Here is a 20,319-nt window from a genome sequence, read left to right on the forward strand (position 1 = left end):
GTTTTGAATGGTGCTTGAGCGCGTGTGAATGTAGTCGCCGGGCGGAATCTTTGTGCGCTGCTTTCGGCAATCCCCTGCTCGCGGATGGGCAACTCGCGGGCTTGGGAGAGAAGCTCAGAAAACAAAAAACCGGGCCTGAACCCGGTTTTTTCTGTCTCGGCCTGCACTCAGGCCATCGAGTGCCATTCAGGCCTTGGTCGTCTTGGTATGCTTTTCGATGAGGCTGCGTGCCGTGTCGAGCAGCTTCTTGCCGTCGAAGCCCTTTTTGTTCATGTCTTCCACCCACTCGACTTCCACCGTGCGCGACTTGCGGCGGAAGTCCTGGGCTTCTGCCGCGCTCACGGTGTAAATCGTGTTGCCGCGGTCGCTGGCGGTTTTGCGGCCGGGCACGTCGTTGCCTTGCTGCACTTTGCCCAGCCAGGCCGAGGTGGCCATGCCGGAATTGTTGTCGATGACTTTTTTGAGGTCGGGCGCCAGCGAGTTGTACTTGGCCTTGTTCATGGCCATCACAAAGGTGGTGGTGTAGAGGCTGCCGCCGGCGGGGTCGAACTCGGCGTGGAACTTGGTGAGCTCGTTGACCTTGACCGACGGCACGACTTCCCAGGGAATCACGCAGCCATTGATGGTGCCCTTGCTCAGCGCGTCGGGAATCTGCGGCAGCGGCATGCCGACCGGCGTGGCGCCCAGCACGCCCATGAGTTTGGTCACCTGGCGGGTCGGCGCGCGCAGCTTGAGGCCGCGCATGTCGGCGATGGACTTGACGGGTTTGTCCACCGTGTGGATCACGCCGGGGCCGTGCACCTGCAGCGCCAGCACCTGGGTGTCCTTGAACTCGTCGGGCGCGACGGTCTGCACGTATTCCCAATAGGCCTTGGAGGTCGCTTCGGCGTTGGACATGATGAAAGGCAGCTCAAACACCTCGATGCGCGGGAAGCGCCCGGCGGTGTTGCCCGGCAGGGTCCAGACCACGTCGACCACGCCGTCCTTGACCTGGTCGTAGAGCTGCACGGGCGTTCCGCCCAACTGCATGGCCGGGTAGCCCTCGAACTTGATGCGCCCGCCCGATTCCTTTTCGACTTTTTCCATCCAGGGCTTGTGCATGGCCAGCCAGACATTGGACGAGGGCGACATGAAGGTGTGGAACTTCAGGGTCACGGCCTGCTGGGCCAGGCTGGAGAGGGCCGGTGTGCCCAGGGCCGCGGCGGCGCCGGTCTTCAAAAGTGTGCGGCGGTGGATCATGGAAGTCTCCATTGGTAAAGATGATTCGACGTTATACGAAACCCGCAAAGGCTGAACCGGTGAATTCCCTTGAATGCGGTGCGGAGGTCAATTCATGAACTTCACCAGCCAGAGGGCAATGCCCGGGAAGGCCAGCATCAACACGATGCGGATCAGGTCGCTGACGAGAAAGGGCAGCACGCCGCGAAAGCTTTCGCTGAGCGGTACATCTCTGGCCATGCCGTTGACCACGTAAACGTTCAGCCCCATGGGCGGGACCAGGAGGCCGAAGGAGACCACCATCAGGATCAGGATGCCGAACCAGATGGCCAGCGACTCCTTGGGCATGCCGAAATCCAGGCCCATCACGACCGGGAAAAAGATCGGGATGGTCAGCAGAATGATGGAAAGCTCCTCAGTCACCATGCCCAGCAGGAGGTGCAACGCCACGATGGCGACCATGACCCAGATCGGCGCCAGGTTCCAGCTGGCGATCAGCCCGACCAGCTGGTGCTGTATCTGCGTCAGCGCCAGTGTCGAGTTCATGATGTCGGCGCCGATGAAGATCAGGAAAATCATGGCTGAACTGGTGGCGGTGCCGTAAAAGCAATGCTTGAACTTCTCCCAGGTCATCTCGCCCTTGGCCAGCGCCGCCAGGAAGGCTGTGGCCGCACCCACGGCCGCGCCTTCGGTTGGCGAGAAGAATCCGCCGTAAATGCCGCCAAACACGAGCGTGAACACGGCGGCAATCGGTGCCAGTCCAAGGATCAGTCGCGTGTTCATTTTCGGCGGATTCTTCAATACCTCCGGCGCATGGCCCGGCACCACACGCACGTAGACGGCGATCACCAGCATATAGCCGAGCATCGCCAGGATGCCGGGGATGGTGGCGGCGAGAAACAGCTTGGCGATGTTTTGCTCGGTCAGGATCGCGTAGATCACGAGCGGCACGGACGGAGGGATCAGGATGCCAAGCGTGCCTGCGGTGGCCAGCGTGCCGGTGGCAAGGCGTCCCGAATAGCCGTGGCGTTTCATTTCAGGCAAGGCCACTCCCGTGATGGTGGCTGCGGTGGCGACGGAAGATCCGCAAATCGCGCCGAAAGCCGCGCTGGCCATCACGGCGGCCATGGCCAGCCCGCCCTTGAGCCGGCCGGTGATGGCCGCGGTGAACTCGAACAGGGACTTGCTGATGCCGCCTTGCGTGGCGAACTGGCCCATCAGGATAAAGAGCGGGATCACCGACAGGTCATAACTGGCAAAGCGCGCGAACGCCATGCTGTTCATGAAGTTGGCAAACGGGCCCCAGCCGGTCTGCATGACGTAGCCCACGGAGCCGGCCAGGAACATGCTGATGGCGATCGGCGTGCGCAATGCCATCAGTACGAACATCAGAACGAGGACGAAACCCGCGATGGAAAGGCCGCTCATGCCGGAATCTCCGGCTCGGCCCGGAAACCAAAGACCGCCTGATGCAGGGCTATCACCGCAGTCAGCAAAAAGCCCGGTACCATGGTGACGTAGGCGTACCACTCCGGAACGCCCAGCAGCATGGTGCTGGAATTGGTCTGCCACGAGTTCAGACCACCGAGCCCGGCGCGCCAGGCCAGCAGCACAAAGCACAGGCCGAGGAGCAGCGCTCCCAGCCGGTCCAGTTGCGTATTGATGCGATGCGGCACACGTGCGGTAAAAAAGTCGACGATGATGTTGCCGTGTTGCAATTGGCACAGGGGCATGAACAGCCCCACGGCCGCGCCGGTGGCCAGGCCGACCAGCTCAAAGTCGCCCGGAACGGTTTTGCCCAGGGTTTCGCGGCCGATGATGCTGACACAGGTCAGCAGCGTGATCGCCGTCATCAACAGCCCGGCCAGGATGGCGCTCAGCTTCGACAGGTTTTCAAGGATTTTCAAGAAAGGTCTCCGAAAAGCAGAACATGGTTTCGGGGTGCCCCCGGACCGCGTGTGCCGATTATCAGAATTGCGGCTTCATCCGGGCAGGCGGCTTACCCGAAGAGGCCGGGGTATTTGCGCGGTGATTACAACAGATGCGCGTTCATCGCGCAAACCGCCCGCCATGAAAAACGGCCGCGCGAGGCGGCCGTCCATGCTTGTCGCCGCAGCCTGCGGTGTGGGCGCGGACATGGGCAAAAGTCTGCTTAGGCGACCTTGATGGTCAGCGTGCCCAGGCCGGCCACGCTGCCGACCATGGTGTCGCCGGAGACCACCGCCGCCACGCCTTCGGGCGTGCCGGTGTAAATCAGGTCGCCGGGCTGCAGCTCCCAGGCCGTCGACAGGTGCTCGATGGTTTCGGCGATGTTCCAGATCAGCTTGGACACATTGCTGCGCTGGCGATCCGTGCCGTTCACTTGGATATAGAGCTCGGCATTGTTCACGTCGCCGGCCTGGGCCGCGGGTGTGATCGGGCCGATAGGGGCGGAGTGGTCGTAGCCCTTGCCGATGCACCAGGGGCGGCCCTGTTTCTTCATTTCGCCCTGCAGGTCGCGGCGCGTCATGTCCAGGCCCACGGCGTAGCCGTAGATGTGTTTGTGCGCGTCGGCGGCCTTGATGTTTTTGCCGCCCGTGCCTATGGCCACGACCAGCTCGATCTCATGGTGCAGGTTTTTGGTCAGGCTCGGGTAGGGAATGGTGCCGGTGCTGCCTGCTTCTACCGCGACGATGGCGTCGGCCGGCTTCAGAAAGAAGAAGGGCGGCTCGCGGCCGGTAAAGCCCATTTCCTTGGCGTGCTCTTCGTAGTTGCGGCCCACGCAGTAAATGCGGCGCACGGGAAAGCGCTCTTTTGTGCCGACGACGGGGACGGACACTGTGGCGGGTGGGGTGATGACAAAGCTCATGACAACCTTTCTTCTCTGTGTATGCCCAGGGCTTGGTGCACCGGGCGGTCTGAAAAACTGAACAGCACACAACCCTGCGCTGAACGCAATTGCGCAGTGTGCCACGACGGAATCACAAAATGGTCGCGCGGGCCGAACTCAAAAGTCTGCGTCTTGCCGCCTTGCGTGATGTCGACCGAACCCGAGCCCTCGACCACGCTGAATACGGCGCCATCGGTCTGGCGCCAGGGCTTGCCCGCAAAGCCGGCCGGCAGGCGTTGCATGAAGGTCGCCATGGTGGGCATGGGCGAGCCGCCCGTGGCCGGGTTCACATAACGCAACTTCACGCCGTCCCAGGCGTCAATGTCGGCATGGGCTTCCAGCTGGTGCAGGGTCTCGCGCGTGCGCTCGTAGGGGTAGCTGAAGATGGGCGAGGTCTGGCCGAAAGGTGCGTCGTAGCGCACCGGCAGCATGTTGGCGCCGTAGCGGTGGCTGCTGATGCCCAGGGGCTTGGTGACCTCTTGCTGCTTGGCGCCGCCGTTCTCGGCAAAGCCGGCGTCGAAGAAACGCAGCATGGGAATGTCCAGGCCGTCCAGCCACACCACGGGTGCATCGCTTTCGACGCGGCCTTCATGGCCGTGGTCGTGCCAGGTCCAGCTGGGGGTGATGATGAAGTCGCCGGGTTTCATCAGCGTGCGCTCGCCGTCGACGGCGGTGAAGGCGCCGTGGCCTTCCACGACAAAGCGCAGCGCGCTTTGCGTGTGGCGGTGGCTGGGCGCGATTTCGCCCGGCAGGATGACCTGCAGGCCCGCGTACAGCGACTGCGTGATGCAGGACTGCCCGCGCAGGCCTGGGTTTTCCAGGATCAGCACGCGGCGCACGGCCTCTTCGGCGGTGATCAGCTCGCCCGATTGCATCAGGAAGGGGCGAACATCGGCATATTTCCACAACGCTGGCTGGCAGGGCGTGCTGGGTGACTGGGGCACCAGCGCGTGCAGCACTTCCCACAGCGGCGTCATGCTGTGCGCCGAAATCGCCTCGTAAAAAGCCTTGCGCGCGGCACCGTTGGACACGGCGCTCTGGTCGTGGGCGGGAGGGGGCGTCATGTCCATGGTGGTATCCAGTCTCTTTGTTAACGATCGCCGTCGTTGTCGCTGTCGAAATACACGCCGTCCCGCGTGAGCAACTGCTGCAACTGCTTCACATCGGTCTCTGTAAAACTCTGGCCAACACCCTGCATGGCCGCCGCCGTGCCGGCCGCCTGGCCCATCACAAAGCAGCCGCCGCTGGCACGCGCGGCTGACTGGCCCTCGTGCGTCATCGAGGCGCAGCGCCCGGCTACCAGCAGGTTGGCCACGCCCTGGGGCACCAGCATGCGCCAAGGCAGCTCGTTGTAGGCGCGGCCTTCAGCGGCATCGACGTTGCGCGGAAACTGCCAGTCGATGCGGCCGTCGGCATGCAGCTCCATGGGCCAGGCATTGATGCCGATGGCGTCGTCAAAGCGGGCCGACGAAAGGATGTCTTCACCACTCAACGCGTACACGCCTTGGATGCGGCGCGTCTCGCGTATGCCGACCTGGGGGGCGATGTCCACGATGGCGGACTCCGCGAAACCCGGCACCTCATTGCGCAGGAAGCGGAAGTATTCGGTGATCTGGCGCCGGCCCTCGAGTTCGCCCTCGCTGAGTTGCCGCGCGTCGGTGGCGTCCATGGCCGTGCCCTGGGCGTTGCGGATTTGCGTGACATTGGCGCGCCATTCGGTTGGGTTCTTCTGCGGCCTGAGGATGGCGCCTTCGCGCGGAAACTTGTAGCGGCCCGGCTCACGCGCCTGGCTCTCGGCCATCAAGGTGTTGATGGCCTTGAACTCGCCGACTGCCGCCAGCGCGCGTGGCGCATCGACATGGCCGACGCGGAACATGGTCGAGGGAAACAGCGCGCTGCCGTGGCCGTCGCCGAGCTCAAATGGGACACCCGCGAAGTTCGCCACGTCGGCGTCGCCCGAACAATCGATGAAGCGCGCAGCGCGTATCGCCTGTCGGCCGGATTTGGTTTCCACCACCAGGGCGTTGATGCGATCACCCTCCATCACCACGGCCGCGGCCCAGGCATGAAAGAGGATGTGCACGCCGGCGGCCACCAGCAACTGGTCGGCCGCACATTTGTAGGCCGACACGTCGTAGGATCGCACGCGTATGCGGCCCTGCATGCCGTCCTGCGGCGCGTTCAAGCCGCCCAGCGCGTCAATGCGCTGCAACAGGTCGTTGGCCACGCCCCGCACCACCTGCCGCATTTCGCCGTTCTTGCGGCCGTACAGACCCGCGAAATTGGTGACGCCACCAGCCGTGCCCATGCCGCCCAGGAAACCGTAGCGCTCCACCAGCAAGGTGCGTGCGCCATGCCGAGCGGCACTGACGCTGGCGGCCAGGCCGGCCGGGCCGCCACCAATCACAACGACGTCAAATTCGCCGTAGATGGGCAGGCTGCGCGCGGGTTCAGTGATGGAGGACATGGCTGTTTTCGGTGGCTTATTCAAGTTTGATGCCGCGCGACTGGATGATGCCGCCCAGGATGGCGGCCTCGTCCTTCACGCGGCTTTTGAGGCCATCGGGCGAAGTGCCCACAGCCTGCCAGCCCTGGTTAAACAGTTTTTGCCGGGTGTCGGCATCACGGATGATGCGCGGCACTTCCTGCGCCAGCCGCGCCTGCGCGGCCTTGGAGAGGTTGGCCGGGCCAATCAGCGCCGTCCACACCTCCAGGTTGACGTTCGTCACGCCGGCATCGGCCAGCGGCGGCACCTCGGGCACCAGCGAGGAGCGCCCGCCGGCCAGGCCTATGGCCTTGAGCTTGCCCGCACGCACATGCGGCATGGCCACGCCGGGCGGGATCAGCGCCATCTGGATCTGGCCGCCCAGCATGGCGGTGACCACCTGCGGGTTGCCGGCAAAGGGTACGTGCACGGGGATGAGGCCGGGCACGCGGCTTTTGAGCAACTCCATGCCCAGGTGGGCGACCGAGCCGTTGCCGACCGAGCCGTAGTTCCACTGGGCGCCGCCCTGGCGCGCGGCCGTGAAGAAGTCGGCCCCGCCGGGCTCGTTCGCAGGCGCCACCAGCACCAGCGGCGCGGTGGCCAGCAGCGAGATGGGCGTGAAATCTTTGGCCGGGTCGTAAGGCAGCTTGGGGTAGAGCAGCTTGGCCGAGGTCAGGTTGCCGTTGATGACGACGCCCAGCGTGTGGTCGTCCGTGGCCTTGGCGACCTGGTCGGCCGCGATATTGCCCGATGCCCCGGGTTTGTTGTCGATGACCACCGGCTGGCCCAGCGCGCGGCTCAGCGGTTCGGCCAGGGTGCGGGCCGCCATGTCGGGTGTGGAGCCGCCGGGAAAGCCCACGATGATGCGCACCGGCTTCGTCGGCCAGGCGGTGGGGGCGGTGGCCGCGGCGGGCTGCGCGCAGGCGGCCAGAAACACGGCGGAAAACACGGTGGAATACACGCTGGCGAAAGGCTTCATCACAACAGTCCCTGAAACTTTAAAAGTGTCATTGGAACAGTTTTGACGGCTCGATTCCGTCGTACATCCACTTCAGGCCCGCGAAGCCCGCGCTTTCGGTGCCGCTCTGGAACATCTGGTTGCGAAGTTCACGCTGCACGCCGGCCGCATGGTAAATATCACCATAAAAACGCGCGGTCAGCTGCACGCGGCCGGTGCGCAGGTAGCGCTTTTGCTGGTACTTCTGGAACGCCTTTTCCACATCGCCGCGGGTATGGCGCAGCGCCTCGCGCAGGACCACTGCGTCCTCGATGGCCTGGCCGGCGCCCTGGGCCAGGTATTGCAGCATGGGGTGGGCCGCGTCGCCCAGCAGGGTCACGCGCCTGTCGGTCCAGTTCTTCACGGGCTCGCGGTCGCAGAGCACCCACATCTTCCAGGTTTCGATCTTGGCCAGCAACTCCTTGACCTGCGGGCAGGCGTCGGCGAAACGTTCGGTCAGCTCGGCGGTATCGCCGAAGGTGTTCCAGCCTTCGTCGTATTTGTTGCTGTGGAACACGGCGACCAGGTTGAACAACTCGCCGCGGCGCAGCGGGTAGTGCACCAGGTGGGTTTTTTCGCCACCCCACAGGGTCACGTCGTCACTCCACAAATGGGCCGGGACATCCTCGCGCTTGAGCACCGCACGGTAGGCGATGTGGCCGGATACACGGGGCTTTCCGTCGCCGACCACGGCTTCGCGGATGCGGCTCCACATGCCGTCGGCGCCTATCAGCGCACTGCCTTCCACGGTTTCGCCGCCTTCGAGCCGCACCGTCACGCCACCCTCGGACTGCTCAAACGACTCCACCTTGGCACTGGTGCGCAGGGTGATGTTGGGCAGGGAGCGGCAGGCGTCCAGGAAGACCTGGTGCAGGTCGGCGCGGTAGATCACGCCGTAAGGAAAACCGTAGGTCGCGCGGGCCAGGTCGCCCAGCGGCACGCGCACGACTTTTTCACCGGTGCGCACGTCGTTCATGCCTAGGCCCGTCGGGAAGAAGGCCACCCGGTTGATGGCTTCGGTCAGGCCCAGGTAGTCGAACATGCGGAAAATATTCGGGCCCAGCTGGATGCCGGCGCCGATTTCGCCGAAGTTCGCCGCCTGCTCGAACAGGATCACGCGGTGGCCGTCCTGGGCCAGTACCATGGCCGCAGCCAGCCCGCCAATGCCGCCGCCCGAGATGAGGAAAGGGAGCGGGAGTGTTTGTGCCATATCGGGGAGGATGGGTGGAGTTGGTCGAAGGGAAAGCCGGCTCGTTTGTCTTATGATAAGTATACTTATTAATAGAGTGCTAAGCGTCTTGGTAGATACCCTGAATTGCAAAGCCGCCCGTTAAACTCCGCACATGGCCAAAACTTTTAATTTCAGCGAAGCGCCCGGGCATTTGATCCGTCGCGCGCAACAGCTCGCAGTGGCGATCTTTATGGAGGAAACCGCCGGTTTTGATGCCACACCAGTGCAGTTTGCCATCCTCAATGCCTTGATGGACGACCCGGGTGAAGACCAGATCACGCTGTCGGGCCGGGTGGCCTTCGACCCGGCCACCTTCGGCTCGGTCATAGGCCGGCTGGAGGCCAAGGGTTGGGTCAAGCGCGAGGCCGACCCCTCCGACAAGCGCCGCAAACTGCTATGGACCACGCCCGAAGGCGAAAAAATCGCGCTGCAGATGAAGCGCGCCGTCGGCAAGACCCAGCAGCGCATCCTGGCCCCGCTGGACGAGAACGAGCGGGTCCAGTTCAACCAGTTGCTGGCCAAGCTGGTCACCGGCCACGAGAACGATGGCCGCTAGGCCGGCACGTCAACAAACAACAAACAACAAACAACAAACAACAAACAACAAACAACAAACAACAAACAACGGGGCTTTTCAGCCCCGTTTTTTATTGGGTTCAACCAGGCTTCAGGCTGACTTGGCGAGCAGGTCGAAATGCTCCACCGTGGGCGGGCCGGCAAAAAACGGCCCGACGATGGCGCGCCAGTCGGCAAAAGCCGGCGACTGGCGGAAGTCGACGGCGTGGTTTTCCAGCGTATCCCAGAAGATCTGCAGGATGTAGCGCTCCGGGCTTTCAATGCCTTTGTTGACCTTGAAACCCTGGAATCCCTTGGCTTTGGAAATCACTTCCCGCAGGCCGCGCTGTATGGCTTCGTCAAAAGCGGCCTGCTGGCCGGGGTGGATGCGGATGTCGGCGAGTTCGAGAATCATCAAAGCTCCTGTGAATCGGTGGATCAATATTGGGTGACCGGTAACTCTACCGTCAATCCGTCCAGCGCCGGGGTCAGCTTGATCTGGCAGCTCAGGCGGCTGGCGGCGCTGCGCGGCGCGGCGGTGAATTCCAGCATGCCCAGTTCCTCGCCGTCGGGCGGCGGCAGGCTGGACGCGAAGGGCTCCTGGACATGCACATGGCAAGTGGCGCAGGTCAGCAGCCCGCCGCAGTCGGCCGCGATGCCGTCTATGCCGGCCGCCACGGCGGCCTCCATCAGGCTTTTGCCAGGCTTGCCCTGCGCCGAGGTGGCACGGCCATCGGCCGCGATGAAATGAAGGGTGATCATGAAGTGTGCGGTGGCCTGTTGCGGTTGCGGCTGTCAGATGCGGCTGAAGTATTCACGCCGTTGCCAGTCGTCCTTGTCCTCGGCGTCGGCATGGCGGGCGATTTCGGCCTGCTTGATGTGGATGAGGTGGCCGACGAAAGTATCGCCGAAGGCGGCCATGAGTACGGTGTCGGCCTGGAGCGCCTCGAGCGCCCCGCCCAGGCTGGTGGGGATTTTCTCGGCGCCGGCGCCATAGGGCGAGTCCGTTGCCGGCGGGGCCTTGAGGCGGCGCGCGATGCCGTCCAGCCCGGCGTGGATTTGCGAGGCCAGGTAGAGGTAAGGGTTGGCGGCGGGTTCGCCCAGGCGGTTTTCGATGCGCGTGCTGTTGTCATTGCACTGGCCGACCACCCGCAGCATGGCGCCGCGGTTGTCGCGGCCCCACAAAATCGATTGCGGCGCCAGCGCGTTGGGCCGGAAACGCCCGAAGCCGTTGATGGTGGGGGTGCAGAAAGCCGTCATGCCGCGCGCATGCGCCAGCAGCCCAGCCAGGTAGTGCTCACCGGTTTCCGAGAGCGTGTACTGCGCGTCCGCCGGCGTGCTGCCTGCGGCCGGGCTGGCGCGCTTGAACAGGTTGGCGCCGGTTTTCAGGTCCACCAGCGACTGGTGCAGGTGCCAGCCGCTGGACATGATGCTGGGGAAGGGCGGCCGGCACATAAACGTCGCGTGGTAGCCGGCGCGCCGCAGCGCCTGTTTCACCGCGCTGCGAAACAGCACCATGTTGTCGGCGGCCGCCAGCGCGTCGGTGGCCTCGAACACCGCCTCGACCTGGCTGGGGCCGAGTTCGATTTCCAGCGACAGCAGCGGCAGGCCCAGCGCCTGCGCGGTGCGCTGCACGATGCGCAGCGGCTCTTCGGCCATGTCCGCCCACTGTTCGGACAGCAGCTGGTAGCCCGGGTGGATCATGCTCACCTCGGGCGGCAGGCCGGGCCAGGCGGCCAGTTCGGGATCCAGCTGGGAATGCAGTCCATCCTCGTTGATACGGTAGATATGAAATTCGATCTCCAGCCCGCACTTCATGCCGTAGCCGGCATCGGCCAGTTTGGCCAGCGCGCTTTGCAGCACGCGCCGGGTATCGAGTTCGACCCGGCGGCCGTCGGGAAACCAGGGCTGGCACTGCAGCCAGCCGGTTTTTTCGGTCCAGGGCAGTTGCTTGAAGCTGGCCGGGTCGGCCAGCAGCATCACATTGCCACCGAACTCAAAGCCCGGCAGGCCCGCGGCACCGCCGGCCTCGAACACCTTGTAGGCGGTGCGGTCGGCCGTGTCCTTGAGCAGCAGCGTGCTGACCATGCCCACGCCGTCGGCCATGGCTTGCGCCGCGGCGGCCGCCACCAGCGTCTTGCCGCGCAGCATGCCGTGCAGGTCGCACCAGGCAAAGCGCACCAGCTCCAGGCCGCCGGCTTCGATGCGCCGCAGCGCCTCGGCCTGGGCGGCTTGCCTGGCGGCGTCGTGCACGCCGCATTGCGCCGCGAAGCTGCTCATGGCTGTGTGGCAGTGTCGGCCGAAGCGGTCGAGGGCGCTTTTGCGTCCAGCCAGGGCGCGCCCTCGCGCTTGGCGCGGGCGTTTTGCTGCCACCACTGGGCCCATTCACCGGCCGGCGCGATGCCGTCCACCGTGTCCGGGCCGGTGATCATCGCGGCCTGCGCGGGGTCGGCGATGCCGGGCGCCATGCCGCCGTTCTGCACGGTCTCGATCGCCTTGAGCAGCACGCGCCGGTTGGCCATGATGACCTTGTCGGACGTGGCCAGGTGCTCGCGCGTGCGGTCCTGGATGGCGCCCATGCTTTCCACCGCCCACTGGTCGTGCACATTGATGTCTTCCTCGCCCATGCCCAGGTAGGTGGTGCTCATCTGCTCTTCGGCGTTAAAGCCCCAGTCGTTGTGGCGGCCGGCCTTGGGGATGTAGTCGGGCAGGGCGATGAACTGCTGGCGCTGGGTGCGCATGCTTTCGCGGTCCAGCGGGCCGGCAAAACTCGTGAAGAAGGTGTACCAGTAGGTGTGGGTGTCGTCCACCGGCACATGCATCTGGGTGATGGTCATGGTCTCGGACAGCGGGATCACAAAGGTGGCCGGGAAGATGGCGTTGGTCACGCGCACGTGCGTGAGCTTGTCGGTCATGGCGCGCAGTGCGGTCAACTGCATGCCCCAGGGCTTGTTCTCGAAGCTGATCTCGGGTTGGGCAAACTCGCGCATGATGCGCGTCATCGGCCACTGCTCGCCGTCCTTGCTGCCGGCGCTGGCGCTGCGAAACTGTTTGCCGGCCGGGTTTTCGCCGATTTGCTCCAGCGGGTCGTCCTGCAAAAAGCGATGCAGGAAAGACGGGTGCGCCGGGTCTATGCCCACCTCAAAGGCCTGCAGCCAGTTGGCGTTCCACAGGCCCTTGAAGGCAAAGCTGTGTGTGGCCGGCGCGGTAAAGCAGTCAAAGGCCGGGAAGGGCGGCGGCGTGCTGCCCTCGTCGCCCAGCCAGGCAAACAGCACGCCGGCTTTTTCAATGATGGGATAGCTGCGCTGGCGTATGCGCTCGCACAGCTTGCTGCCCGTGGGCTCCGCCGGCGTTTCCAGGCAGCGGCCGTCGGTGGCGAACTTCCAGCCGTGAAAGGGGCAACGCAGGCCGCCGCCCTGGTCCAGGCTTTCGCGCCGGCCGAAGGACAGGTCGGCGCCGCGATGGGCGCAATCGCGGTCCAGCAGGCCCCAGGCGCCGGAGGCATCCTTGAACAGCACCAGGTCCTGGCCGAAGAGCTTGAGCGCCTTGACCGGGCGGATCGCCATGCGCGGGTCCAGCGCCGGGTTGAACTCGTCGACCAGCGCTGCGGGCTGCCAGTACTGGCGCAGCAGCTTGCCGCAAGGCGTGCCCGCGGTGATGCGGGTCAGCAGTTGGTTCTGTTCAGCGTTCATGGCGGAGCCTTGTCATGCAGGGTAAACCTAAAACGGTATCCCAAATTTAAAATTCAGTGTACATTCACGGCCATGAACTTGCAAGAAACCGTGTTGATGCAGCTGCGCGACCTGATCTTGCGCGGCGAGTTCGAGCCCGGCCAGCGGCTGGCCGAGCAGCAGCTGGCCGAGCGCCTGGGCGCCTCGCGCACACCGGTGCGGGCCGCGCTGGTCACGCTGGAGCAGGAGGGTTTGGTCGAGGCCAACGACACCGGCAAATACCTGGTGCGCCAGTTCACGCCGCGCGAAGTGTCCGACGCGATTGCGGTGCGCGGCCACCTTGAGGGCATGGCGGCGCGCCTGGTGGCCGAGCACGGCGTGTCGCGCCAGCTGCAGCTTGATCTGCAGTCCTGCCTGGACGAAGGCGACCGTGCGCTGGCGGCCAACCCGCTGGGTTATGAGAACTACGCGGCCTATGCCGCCATGAACGACCGCTTCCACGCGCTGATCCTGGAGGCCAGCGGCAACCGCGCCTTGCAGCGCGCCATTGAGCTCAACGACAAACTGCCGTTTGCCTCAGCCTCGGCCATGCTGCCCATGCAGTCCACGCTGGAGCAGGACCGCGACTGGATGCATTACGCGCACCGCCAGCATCACATGCTGTTCGCGGCGCTCAAGGCCGGCGAGGGCGCGCGCGCCCAGGCCCTGGCCGTGGAGCACACCGAGGTGGCGCAAATGAATATGCGCATGGCGCTGGAGCGGCGCGCCGAAACCGAAAGTGTGATGCCGGGCCTGCGCCTCGTGGTCGGCGGTTAATCCCCCAGCAGCAGCTTGAGGTCCACCGAATCGGCGACGGCCTTGTTGCCGACATCGCCCAGGTGCAGGTGGTCGCCAGAGTCATAGGCCGGCCGTATGCGCAGCGGGTTTTGCGGGTCGCGCACCACCGCGTCAAAATCCAGCACCGCGTCGAATTCACCGCTGGTACGAATCCACGCATTGATGCGTTGGCGCAGCGCGTCTTTCGCGGGGCTGTAATAGTTCGCAATCGGCGAGCCCGGCATGGTCAGCGCACCTTCAAAGGGTGTCAGCGTGGCGCCGGCGATGCGCACGCCGCGGCTGCGGGCGCGGGTGATCAACTGGCGGTAGCCTGCAATCAGCGCATCGGCCTGCGTGGCCGGCTCCGTGGGTTCAAACGTACTGCCCGGCCAGCTGATGTCGTTGATGCCCATGAGCAGCACCACACCGGCCACGCCGGGCTGGCCCAGTACGTCGCGCTCAAAACGCGCCAGCGCATTCGGGCCCATGTGGTTTTTGAGCACCCGCCCGCCTGAGATACCGGCGTTGATGACGGCCACCTTTTGCCCGGTCAGTCGCCGCCCGAGGAAGTCGGGCCAGCGGCTGTCAGTGCCCGGCGTGGAAGCCGCGCCGTCAGTGATGGAATCGCCAAAGGCCACCACGCTGCGTGTACCGGGCGCGGCTTCCACCAGCACGGCGCTGAGGAAGAGGCGACTGTTCACCACGCTGTCGGGTTTGATGTTTGCAGCACCAACGACATTGCCGGCCGCGATCTGCGCGGGCTGCAGGCCGTCCCAGTGGATGGTCGTGAGGGCTGTTGTTTGCGGAAAGTACAGGCTGACAGCCAGGCGCTGCAGCGGTGCGACCTCCATCGCGACCGGGTCGCTCACGATGGGCGCGCCCACCGGCACGGTGGCCGTGGATTGGCCGCCAAACGTCAGGGCCAGGCCGGGGCCGCGGATGCTGCCCGCGGCGTCGCCCGCTGCCGCGATATGGGCCGCGCCAATCCGCATGGGCTGCGTGCCGTATTCGTTGGACAGCACAATGCGCACGCGCGAGCCGCCCACGCCGGCGCGCACGATATGGCGCACGGTCTGGTCGCGCAGGCTGGCCGGAAGGCCCAGCGGCAGGACAAAGCCATCGGCCCAGACCGGCTGGGGGCTGGCCGTCCAGCCTGGAACCCAGTTGCTATCGGCCGCTTGCGCCTGCGGAAGAAAAGCGGCGCATAGCAGCGCGATAGAGAGGGCGGACTTAAGCACGCGGAGTTTCATCAAGGTATTCATGGCGATGTCGTTCAGCAGGTGGCGGGAACGGCTTGCAATTCAGCCTTGTCGCGCGACAGGCTGTACAGCGTGACGGCAATGCCCGCCACGGTGATCAGCGCGGCCAGCCAGCTCAATCCTCCCAGGCCAAAGGAACTGCTCACCACCAGGCCGCCCAGCCAGGCGCCCAGCGCATTGCCCACATTGAACGCGCCTATGTTGAGGCTGGCCGCCAGGTTCTGGCCGGCGCCCTGGGCCTGCTGCAGCACGCGCATTTGCAGCGGCGCGACGGTGGCGAAAGAGGCTACGCCCAGCAGTCCGACGAAGAGCACCGTGGCTACCGGTGAATGCAGCACAAAACCCATGGTGCCCAGCACCAACGCCGTCGCGCCCAGGGTGACAAGCAGAGACATGCGCAGGCCGCGGTCGGCCAGGCGCCCACCGAGCAGGTTGCCGATAAAAATGCCGCCGCCGAACACCAGCAGGATGGGCGACACCGCGGCTTCGCTGAAGCCGGTGAGCCGGGTCAGTATGGGCTGGATGTAGGTGAAGATCGCGAACACGCCGGCAAAACCGAAGACCGTCATCAACAGGCCCAGCATGACTTGCGGGCGGGCCAGCCCGGCCAGTTCCTGACGGATCGAGCCCTTGCCGTTTTCCGCGGCGCTGCGCGGCACAAAGACCGCCAGCACCAGGAAGGCCAGCAGGCCTATCAGCGCGACCCCCCAGAAGGTGGCGCGCCAGCCGTAGTGCAGGCCCAGCCAGGCGCCCGCCGGCACGCCGAGCAGGGTGGCGAGCGACAGGCCGCTGAACATGATGGCAATCGCCGAGGCCTTGCGTTCGGGCGCAACCAGGCCGGTGGCGACGATGGAGCCCACGCCGAAGAAAGTGCCGTGCGCCAGCGAGGTGATCACGCGCGCCGCCATCAGGCTGGCGTAGTCCGGCGCCAGCGCGCAGGCCAGGTTGCCCAGTGTGAAGATGGCCATCAGCGCCAGCAGCACGGTTTTGCGCGGCAGCTTGCGCGTGGCCAGCGTCAGCACCGGCGCGCCCACCGCCACGCCCAGCGCATAGCCTGAAATCAGCAGCCCGGCCGAAGCGATGCTGACGCCGAGGTCGGCGGAGACCTGCAGCAGCAGGCCCATGATGACGAACTCGGTCGTGCCTATGCCGAAGGAGCCGGCGGTCAGGGCCAGCAGGCCTAAAGGAAGTGAAGAGGGGGATTTTTGCGCAGCCATGGAAGTTGCCAGAAAAAGTGAGGATGCAGCTAGTGTGGAGATGTAGCGGCATCTTGACTAGAATGGCCTGGAGACAATCATTTGTGAATTCAATTCACAATAATTCGGCCACAATAACCCCACCATGCCCCGCATAGACGTCAACCGCTCCGGCGAAATGGAAGCTTTTGTTCAGGTGGTGGACAAAGGCGGGTTTTCGGCGGCCGCGCGCCAGCTGTGCATGACGCCTTCGGCCGTCAGCAAGCTGGTGACCCGGCTGGAGGCGCGGCTGGGCACGCGCCTGGTCAACCGCTCCACCCGCAAGCTGCAGCTCACGCCCGAGGGCACGACGTTTTACGAACAAAGCACACGCGTGCTGGCCGACATGGACGAGGCCGAGCGCGGCGCGGCCGCCGGCGCCATGCCGCGCGGGCGCGTCAGCATCAATGCCAGCATGCCGACCGCGCACCGCCTGCTGCTGCCGCTGGTGCCGGCCTTCCACGAGCGCTATCCCGATATCTCGCTGGACATCACCCTGACCGACCGCGTGGTCGACCTGCTGGACGAACGCACCGACGTGGCGATACGCTGGGGCGCGCTCGCCTCGTCGCAACTTGTGGCGCGGCACCTGGGCGACACGGCGCAGCTTATCGTCGGCAGCCCGGCCTACCTGGCGCGCCACGGCACGCCGCGTACGCTGCAAGACCTGGAGGCGCACCAGCGCCTGGCCCATACCTTCAAGCGCAATATGCATTACTGGCCGGTGCGGGTGGACGGCCAGATCCAGCAGTTGCCGATCACCGGCTATGCGCGCGCCAGCGACGGCGAGGCGCTGCGCCACCTGGTGCTGGCGGGCGCGGGCTTGGCCCGCATGTCCATGTTCCACATCCGCCGCGACCTGAACGCCGGCCGCCTGGTCGCGGTGGCCGAGGAGCTCAACCCGGGCGAGCGCGAACCCATCCATGCGGTGTTTGTCGGCCGGGGCGGCCGCCTGCCGGCGCGTGTGCGTGTGCTGCTGGATTTCCTGGTGGAGCAGGTCACGCAGGAGGTGCTCGATGCAGGCGGCGTCGGGCCGGATTACCTGCCCTGACTGTCCTGGTGCCTGAACCCCCGCAGGCGGTGCTTGCGGCTGGGTAATACCCTGCTAGGTACAAGTCACTAGATAGCTTCCCTATGGTTGCAAGCCCCAGACCTGCCTAGCATTCCCATATGGGGCCGCTTCCGGCTATGGAGAATTGCTATGCATCGCTTTGTATTTCGTACCCTGGGATTGGCCCTTGTATTGCTGTCATCGGCCGGCGCCAGCCTGGCGCAGGATCGTTTTACGCCCTCCGCCGACGGCCAGGAAGTCACCGACAGCCGCACCGGCCTGATCTGGAAGCGCTGCGCCGAAGGCATGGTCTTCAAGGGAAAAACCTGCACCGGCCAGGCGGCTTTCCTGAACCACCCCGATGCGACCGCGCGCGCCAAGGCGGCTTCGACGCCCGAGGCTGAATGGCGCATGCCCATCCTCAAGGAACTCTCCAGCATTGTGTCCGCGCGCGAGGCGGAAGAAAACAAGGCGGCGATAGAGCCCAATGCCTTTCCCGCCACACCGGTGGCCCGCTTCTGGACTTCCAGCAGCACCGGCCCGGGCTATTTCACCTTTGTGGGTTTCAGCGACGGCAGCGCCGGTGAAGCCCCTCGCGCCACGTCCGCCGCGGTGCGCCTGGTGCGCGGCGGCAAATAAGAACGAAGAAAAGCCCTCAGTCCTTCGCCACCTGCAGCACCAGCTTGCCGAAGTTCTCGCCGTTAAAGAGCTTGAGCAGCGTCTCCGGGAAGGTGTCCAGGCCGACGACCACGTCTTCCTTGCTTTTCATGGTGCCGGCCTTGAGGTAGCCCGCCATCTCGGCCACGCCGACGTGGTAGCGGTCGGCGTAGTCGAACACCACGATGCCTTCCATGCGCGCGCGGTTCACCAGCAGCGACAGGTAGTTGGCCGGGCCCTTCACGGGCGTGGTGTTGTTGTACTGGCTGATGGCGCCGCAGATGATGATGCGGGCCCCGCGCGCCAGGCGTGCCAGCACCATGTCCAGGATCTCCCCGCCCACGTTGTCGAAATAGATGTCTATCCCTTTGGGGCAGTGTTCCTTGAGCCCGGCACGCACGTCGCCGTTCTTGTAGTCGATGCAGGCGTCAAAGCCCAGCTCATTGACCACCCAGTCGCACTTGGCCTTGCCGCCGGCGATGCCGATCACGCGGCAGCCCTTGAGCTTGGCGATCTGGCCTACGGTCTGGCCCACGGCGCCGGCCGCGCCCGACACCACCACGGTTTCGCCCGCCTTGGGCAGGCCAACTTCCAGCAGGCCGAAGTAGCCGGTCATGCCGGGCAGGCCCAGCACGTTGAGCCAGGACGTCAGGCCCAGGCGCGGGTCTATCTTGAACATGCCGCTGCGCTTGATCTGGTCGGCCGGGATCAGGCAGTACTCCTGCACGTCGAGCGCGGCGTTTACGTAGTCGCCCACGGCGAAGGCCGGGTTCTGCGATGCGATCACCTTGCCCACGCCGCCGGCGCGCATCACGGCGCCGATTTCCACCGGCGGGATGTAGCTTTTGGCGTCGTTCATCCAGCCACGCATGGCCGGGTCCAGCGACAGGTACAGGGTCTTGACGAGCACGCCGCCCGGGCCGGGTTCGGCGACGGGCTCGGTGGTGAAGCTCCAGTTGTCGCGTGTGGGCAGGCCGACGGGGCGGCTGGCCAGGCGAATCTGGTGGTTGCTCAGGCTGGTGATGGCGCTCATGGGTGTCTCCGGGAGTGGCGAGTGGGCAAAACGGCCATGGTAGTGGCGGACTGCCCGCGCGTCAGTCGCCCACGCGATTGCCCTGCCACATGGTGGGCGCGACGGCGGGGATGTATTTAACCCAGCCGGGGCCGCGGAACCGGCTTTGCCGGGCCGCAGGCGCAGCGGCCCCCTCGGGGGGGCAGCGAAGTACACGAAGTGACGAGCGTGGGGGCCATCGTTTATGCTTTAGAGATGAAACTCCACAACTATTTCCGCTCTTCGTCCTCGTTTCGTGTACGTATTGCGATGGAGCTCAAGGGGCTGAGCTACGAGTACATTCCCGTGCACATCGCCAAGGGCGAACACAAGCAGTCGCCCTATGCCGCCTTGGCGGCCGACACCCTGGTGCCGCTGCTTGAAGTGGACGGCGAAAAACTCTCGCAGTCCATGGCCATCATCGAATACCTGGACGAAACACACCCCACACCGGCCCTGCTGCCGGCCGACGCGCTGGGCCGCGCCAAGGTGCGTGCGCTGGCCCAGTCGATTGCCTGTGAAATCCACCCCGTCAACAACCTGCGCGTCCTCAAATACCTGGTGAAAGAGCTCAAGCTCGACGAGGCCGCCAAAGCCGCCTGGTATGTGCACTGGTGCCGCGAAGGGCTGGAGGCCTTCGAGCGCCAGCTGGCGCAATTGCCTCCGTCGACCTACTGCTACGGCGATACCCCCACGCTGGCCGACTGCTGCCTGGTGCCGCAGATCTTCAATGCCAAGCGCTTTAACGTGAGCTTTGACGGCCTGCCGCGCACCATGGCCGCATTCGACGCCTGCATGGCGCTGCCGGCCTTCCAGAAGGCACAGCCTTCGTCTTGCCCTGACAACGAGGCCTGAAATCGCCGTGCATGCGGATTGGCTGATTCCCGACTGGCCGGCGCCCGCCGGTGTGCGTGCGGTGTTCACTACCCGGGCCGGCGGATTGTCTGCCGTGCCTTACGACAGCATGAACCTTGGCGATCACGTCGGCGACCTGCCGGCCAAGGTCGCGGCCAACCGCGCCTTGTTGCGCCAGGCCCTGGGCGGCCGCGCGGTTTTCCTGCAGCAGGTGCACGGCAGCGAGGTGATTGCGCTGGACGCCGGCACGGAAGACGGCCTGCAGGCTGATGCCTGCATGACAAAAGAGGCAGGTGTAGCCTGCACCATCATGGTGGCCGACTGCCTGCCAGTGCTGTTGGCGACGGATGACGGTGCCGTGGTGGCTGC

At 65.2% G+C, this 20,319-nt stretch carries 21 protein-coding genes; 6 read left to right on the forward strand and 15 right to left on the reverse strand.

The window, feature by feature from the left end; genetic code table 11:
- Nucleotides 1–186 precede the first annotated feature (186 nt).
- The 8 genes from AC1DXS_RS11445 to AC1DXS_RS11480 form a co-directional block, all read right to left on the reverse strand.
- A complete protein-coding gene (locus tag AC1DXS_RS11445) occupies nt 187–1,239 on the reverse strand; it encodes a TRAP transporter substrate-binding protein (RefSeq protein WP_477737623.1) in 1,053 nt (350 codons plus the stop codon).
- Nucleotides 1,240–1,326: 87 nt separating this feature from the next.
- On the reverse strand, nt 1,327–2,646 hold the full coding sequence (locus AC1DXS_RS11450) for a TRAP transporter large permease (protein WP_477737624.1): 1,320 nt from the start codon (nt 2,644–2,646) through the stop codon (nt 1,327–1,329).
- Nucleotides 2,643–3,125 (reverse strand): TRAP transporter small permease, encoded by a 483-nt coding sequence (locus tag AC1DXS_RS11455; protein WP_477737625.1) that lies wholly within the window; start codon nt 3,123–3,125, stop codon nt 2,643–2,645. The genes AC1DXS_RS11450 and AC1DXS_RS11455 overlap by 4 nt, the downstream gene beginning before the upstream one ends.
- Nucleotides 3,126–3,370: 245 nt before the next feature.
- Entirely contained in the window at nt 3,371–4,066 is a 696-nt protein-coding gene (locus AC1DXS_RS11460; protein WP_477737626.1) for a fumarylacetoacetate hydrolase family protein, read from the reverse strand.
- The gene (gtdA, locus tag AC1DXS_RS11465) at nt 4,063–5,157 is read right to left on the reverse strand and encodes a gentisate 1,2-dioxygenase (protein ID WP_477737627.1); all 1,095 of its coding nucleotides are present in this window, start codon (nt 5,155–5,157) and stop codon (nt 4,063–4,065) included. The genes AC1DXS_RS11460 and gtdA overlap by 4 nt, the downstream gene beginning before the upstream one ends.
- Nucleotides 5,158–5,177: 20 nt before the next feature.
- Complete coding sequence (locus tag AC1DXS_RS11470) at nt 5,178–6,554, reverse strand: FAD-dependent oxidoreductase (protein WP_477737628.1); 1,377 nt, start codon at nt 6,552–6,554, stop codon at nt 5,178–5,180.
- A 16-nt stretch (nt 6,555–6,570) separates the two neighbouring features.
- Nucleotides 6,571–7,551 (reverse strand): Bug family tripartite tricarboxylate transporter substrate binding protein, encoded by a 981-nt coding sequence (locus AC1DXS_RS11475; protein ID WP_477737629.1) that lies wholly within the window; start codon nt 7,549–7,551, stop codon nt 6,571–6,573.
- 28 nt (nt 7,552–7,579) lie between these two features.
- On the reverse strand, nt 7,580–8,779 hold the full coding sequence (locus tag AC1DXS_RS11480; protein WP_477737630.1) for a 3-hydroxybenzoate 6-monooxygenase: 1,200 nt from the start codon (nt 8,777–8,779) through the stop codon (nt 7,580–7,582).
- Nucleotides 8,780–8,912: 133 nt separating this feature from the next.
- Between AC1DXS_RS11480 and AC1DXS_RS11485 the strand changes: the two genes are divergently transcribed.
- Nucleotides 8,913–9,356 (forward strand): MarR family winged helix-turn-helix transcriptional regulator, encoded by a 444-nt coding sequence (locus AC1DXS_RS11485; RefSeq protein WP_413328456.1) that lies wholly within the window; start codon nt 8,913–8,915, stop codon nt 9,354–9,356.
- A gap of 111 nt (nt 9,357–9,467) precedes the next feature.
- Here the strand turns inward: AC1DXS_RS11485 and AC1DXS_RS11490 are convergent, their stop codons facing one another.
- From AC1DXS_RS11490 to AC1DXS_RS11505, 4 genes are read right to left on the reverse strand one after another with little or no spacing between them, the layout of a single operon-like run.
- Nucleotides 9,468–9,770 (reverse strand): antibiotic biosynthesis monooxygenase family protein, encoded by a 303-nt coding sequence (locus AC1DXS_RS11490; protein ID WP_477737631.1) that lies wholly within the window; start codon nt 9,768–9,770, stop codon nt 9,468–9,470.
- Nucleotides 9,771–9,793: 23 nt separating this feature from the next.
- A complete protein-coding gene (locus AC1DXS_RS11495; protein ID WP_477737632.1) occupies nt 9,794–10,117 on the reverse strand; it encodes a 2Fe-2S iron-sulfur cluster-binding protein in 324 nt (107 codons plus the stop codon).
- 33 nt (nt 10,118–10,150) lie between these two features.
- A complete protein-coding gene (locus AC1DXS_RS11500) occupies nt 10,151–11,635 on the reverse strand; it encodes a glutamine synthetase family protein (RefSeq protein WP_477737633.1) in 1,485 nt (494 codons plus the stop codon).
- A complete protein-coding gene (locus AC1DXS_RS11505) occupies nt 11,632–13,047 on the reverse strand; it encodes a Rieske 2Fe-2S domain-containing protein (RefSeq protein ID WP_477737634.1) in 1,416 nt (471 codons plus the stop codon). The genes AC1DXS_RS11500 and AC1DXS_RS11505 overlap by 4 nt, the downstream gene beginning before the upstream one ends.
- Nucleotides 13,048–13,119: 72 nt before the next feature.
- On the opposite strand from AC1DXS_RS11505, the gene AC1DXS_RS11510 reads away from it, so the two are divergent.
- Complete coding sequence (locus AC1DXS_RS11510; protein ID WP_477737635.1) at nt 13,120–13,842, forward strand: GntR family transcriptional regulator; 723 nt, start codon at nt 13,120–13,122, stop codon at nt 13,840–13,842.
- Here the strand turns inward: AC1DXS_RS11510 and AC1DXS_RS11515 are convergent.
- Together AC1DXS_RS11515 and AC1DXS_RS11520 are read right to left on the reverse strand one after the other, a co-directional pair.
- A complete protein-coding gene (locus AC1DXS_RS11515) occupies nt 13,839–15,080 on the reverse strand; it encodes an SGNH/GDSL hydrolase family protein (protein ID WP_477737636.1) in 1,242 nt (413 codons plus the stop codon). The genes AC1DXS_RS11510 and AC1DXS_RS11515 overlap by 4 nt on opposite strands.
- A 35-nt stretch (nt 15,081–15,115) precedes the next feature.
- Nucleotides 15,116–16,318 (reverse strand): MFS transporter, encoded by a 1,203-nt coding sequence (locus tag AC1DXS_RS11520; RefSeq protein ID WP_477737637.1) that lies wholly within the window; start codon nt 16,316–16,318, stop codon nt 15,116–15,118.
- 124 nt (nt 16,319–16,442) lie between these two features.
- Here AC1DXS_RS11520 and AC1DXS_RS11525 point away from each other — a divergent pair, with 124 nt between their 5' ends.
- Together AC1DXS_RS11525 and AC1DXS_RS11530 are read left to right on the forward strand one after the other, a co-directional pair.
- Nucleotides 16,443–17,387: a LysR substrate-binding domain-containing protein gene (locus tag AC1DXS_RS11525; RefSeq protein WP_477737638.1), complete on the forward strand. Its 945-nt coding sequence runs from the start codon at nt 16,443–16,445 to the stop codon at nt 17,385–17,387.
- Between the two features lie 150 nt (nt 17,388–17,537).
- Entirely contained in the window at nt 17,538–18,026 is a 489-nt protein-coding gene (locus tag AC1DXS_RS11530) for an Lcl C-terminal domain-containing protein (protein WP_477737639.1), read from the forward strand.
- Between the two features lie 16 nt (nt 18,027–18,042).
- Here the strand turns inward: AC1DXS_RS11530 and AC1DXS_RS11535 are convergent, their stop codons facing one another.
- On the reverse strand, nt 18,043–19,077 hold the full coding sequence (locus AC1DXS_RS11535) for an NADP-dependent oxidoreductase (RefSeq protein ID WP_477737640.1): 1,035 nt from the start codon (nt 19,075–19,077) through the stop codon (nt 18,043–18,045).
- Nucleotides 19,078–19,311: 234 nt separating this feature from the next.
- Here AC1DXS_RS11535 and maiA point away from each other — a divergent pair, with 234 nt between their 5' ends.
- Both maiA and AC1DXS_RS11545 read left to right on the forward strand, forming a co-directional pair.
- Nucleotides 19,312–19,950 carry a maleylacetoacetate isomerase gene (gene maiA / locus AC1DXS_RS11540; protein ID WP_477737641.1) on the forward strand — a complete coding sequence of 213 codons (639 nt, stop codon included), beginning with the start codon at nt 19,312–19,314 and terminating at the stop codon, nt 19,948–19,950.
- Nucleotides 19,951–19,957: 7 nt separating this feature from the next.
- Nucleotides 19,958–20,319, forward strand: a 362-nt coding sequence (locus AC1DXS_RS11545) for a purine nucleoside phosphorylase YfiH/LACC1 family protein (RefSeq protein ID WP_477737642.1), incomplete at its 3' end; no start/stop codon positions are given.

This window comes from Polaromonas sp. P3_B1, assembly GCF_056402935.1.

Coding starts and splice junctions, on each gene's coding strand:
- AC1DXS_RS11445 (WP_477737623.1), bottom strand. CDS start 1,239: ATGATCCACCGCCGCACACTTTTGAAGACCGGCGCCGCCGCGGCCCTG.
- AC1DXS_RS11450 (WP_477737624.1), bottom strand. CDS start 2,646: ATGAGCGGCCTTTCCATCGCGGGTTTCGTCCTCGTTCTGATGTTCGTA.
- AC1DXS_RS11460 (WP_477737626.1), bottom strand. CDS start 4,066: ATGAGCTTTGTCATCACCCCACCCGCCACAGTGTCCGTCCCCGTCGTC.
- gtdA (WP_477737627.1), bottom strand. CDS start 5,157: ATGGACATGACGCCCCCTCCCGCCCACGACCAGAGCGCCGTGTCCAAC.
- AC1DXS_RS11470 (WP_477737628.1), bottom strand. CDS start 6,554: ATGTCCTCCATCACTGAACCCGCGCGCAGCCTGCCCATCTACGGCGAA.
- AC1DXS_RS11475 (WP_477737629.1), bottom strand. CDS start 7,551: ATGAAGCCTTTCGCCAGCGTGTATTCCACCGTGTTTTCCGCCGTGTTT.
- AC1DXS_RS11480 (WP_477737630.1), bottom strand. CDS start 8,779: ATGGCACAAACACTCCCGCTCCCTTTCCTCATCTCGGGCGGCGGCATT.
- AC1DXS_RS11485 (WP_413328456.1), top strand. CDS start 8,913: ATGGCCAAAACTTTTAATTTCAGCGAAGCGCCCGGGCATTTGATCCGT.
- AC1DXS_RS11490 (WP_477737631.1), bottom strand. CDS start 9,770: ATGATTCTCGAACTCGCCGACATCCGCATCCACCCCGGCCAGCAGGCC.
- AC1DXS_RS11495 (WP_477737632.1), bottom strand. CDS start 10,117: ATGATCACCCTTCATTTCATCGCGGCCGATGGCCGTGCCACCTCGGCG.
- AC1DXS_RS11500 (WP_477737633.1), bottom strand. CDS start 11,635: ATGAGCAGCTTCGCGGCGCAATGCGGCGTGCACGACGCCGCCAGGCAA.
- AC1DXS_RS11505 (WP_477737634.1), bottom strand. CDS start 13,047: ATGAACGCTGAACAGAACCAACTGCTGACCCGCATCACCGCGGGCACG.
- AC1DXS_RS11510 (WP_477737635.1), top strand. CDS start 13,120: ATGAACTTGCAAGAAACCGTGTTGATGCAGCTGCGCGACCTGATCTTG.
- AC1DXS_RS11520 (WP_477737637.1), bottom strand. CDS start 16,318: ATGGCTGCGCAAAAATCCCCCTCTTCACTTCCTTTAGGCCTGCTGGCC.
- AC1DXS_RS11525 (WP_477737638.1), top strand. CDS start 16,443: ATGCCCCGCATAGACGTCAACCGCTCCGGCGAAATGGAAGCTTTTGTT.
- AC1DXS_RS11530 (WP_477737639.1), top strand. CDS start 17,538: ATGCATCGCTTTGTATTTCGTACCCTGGGATTGGCCCTTGTATTGCTG.
- AC1DXS_RS11535 (WP_477737640.1), bottom strand. CDS start 19,077: ATGAGCGCCATCACCAGCCTGAGCAACCACCAGATTCGCCTGGCCAGC.
- maiA (WP_477737641.1), top strand. CDS start 19,312: ATGAAACTCCACAACTATTTCCGCTCTTCGTCCTCGTTTCGTGTACGT.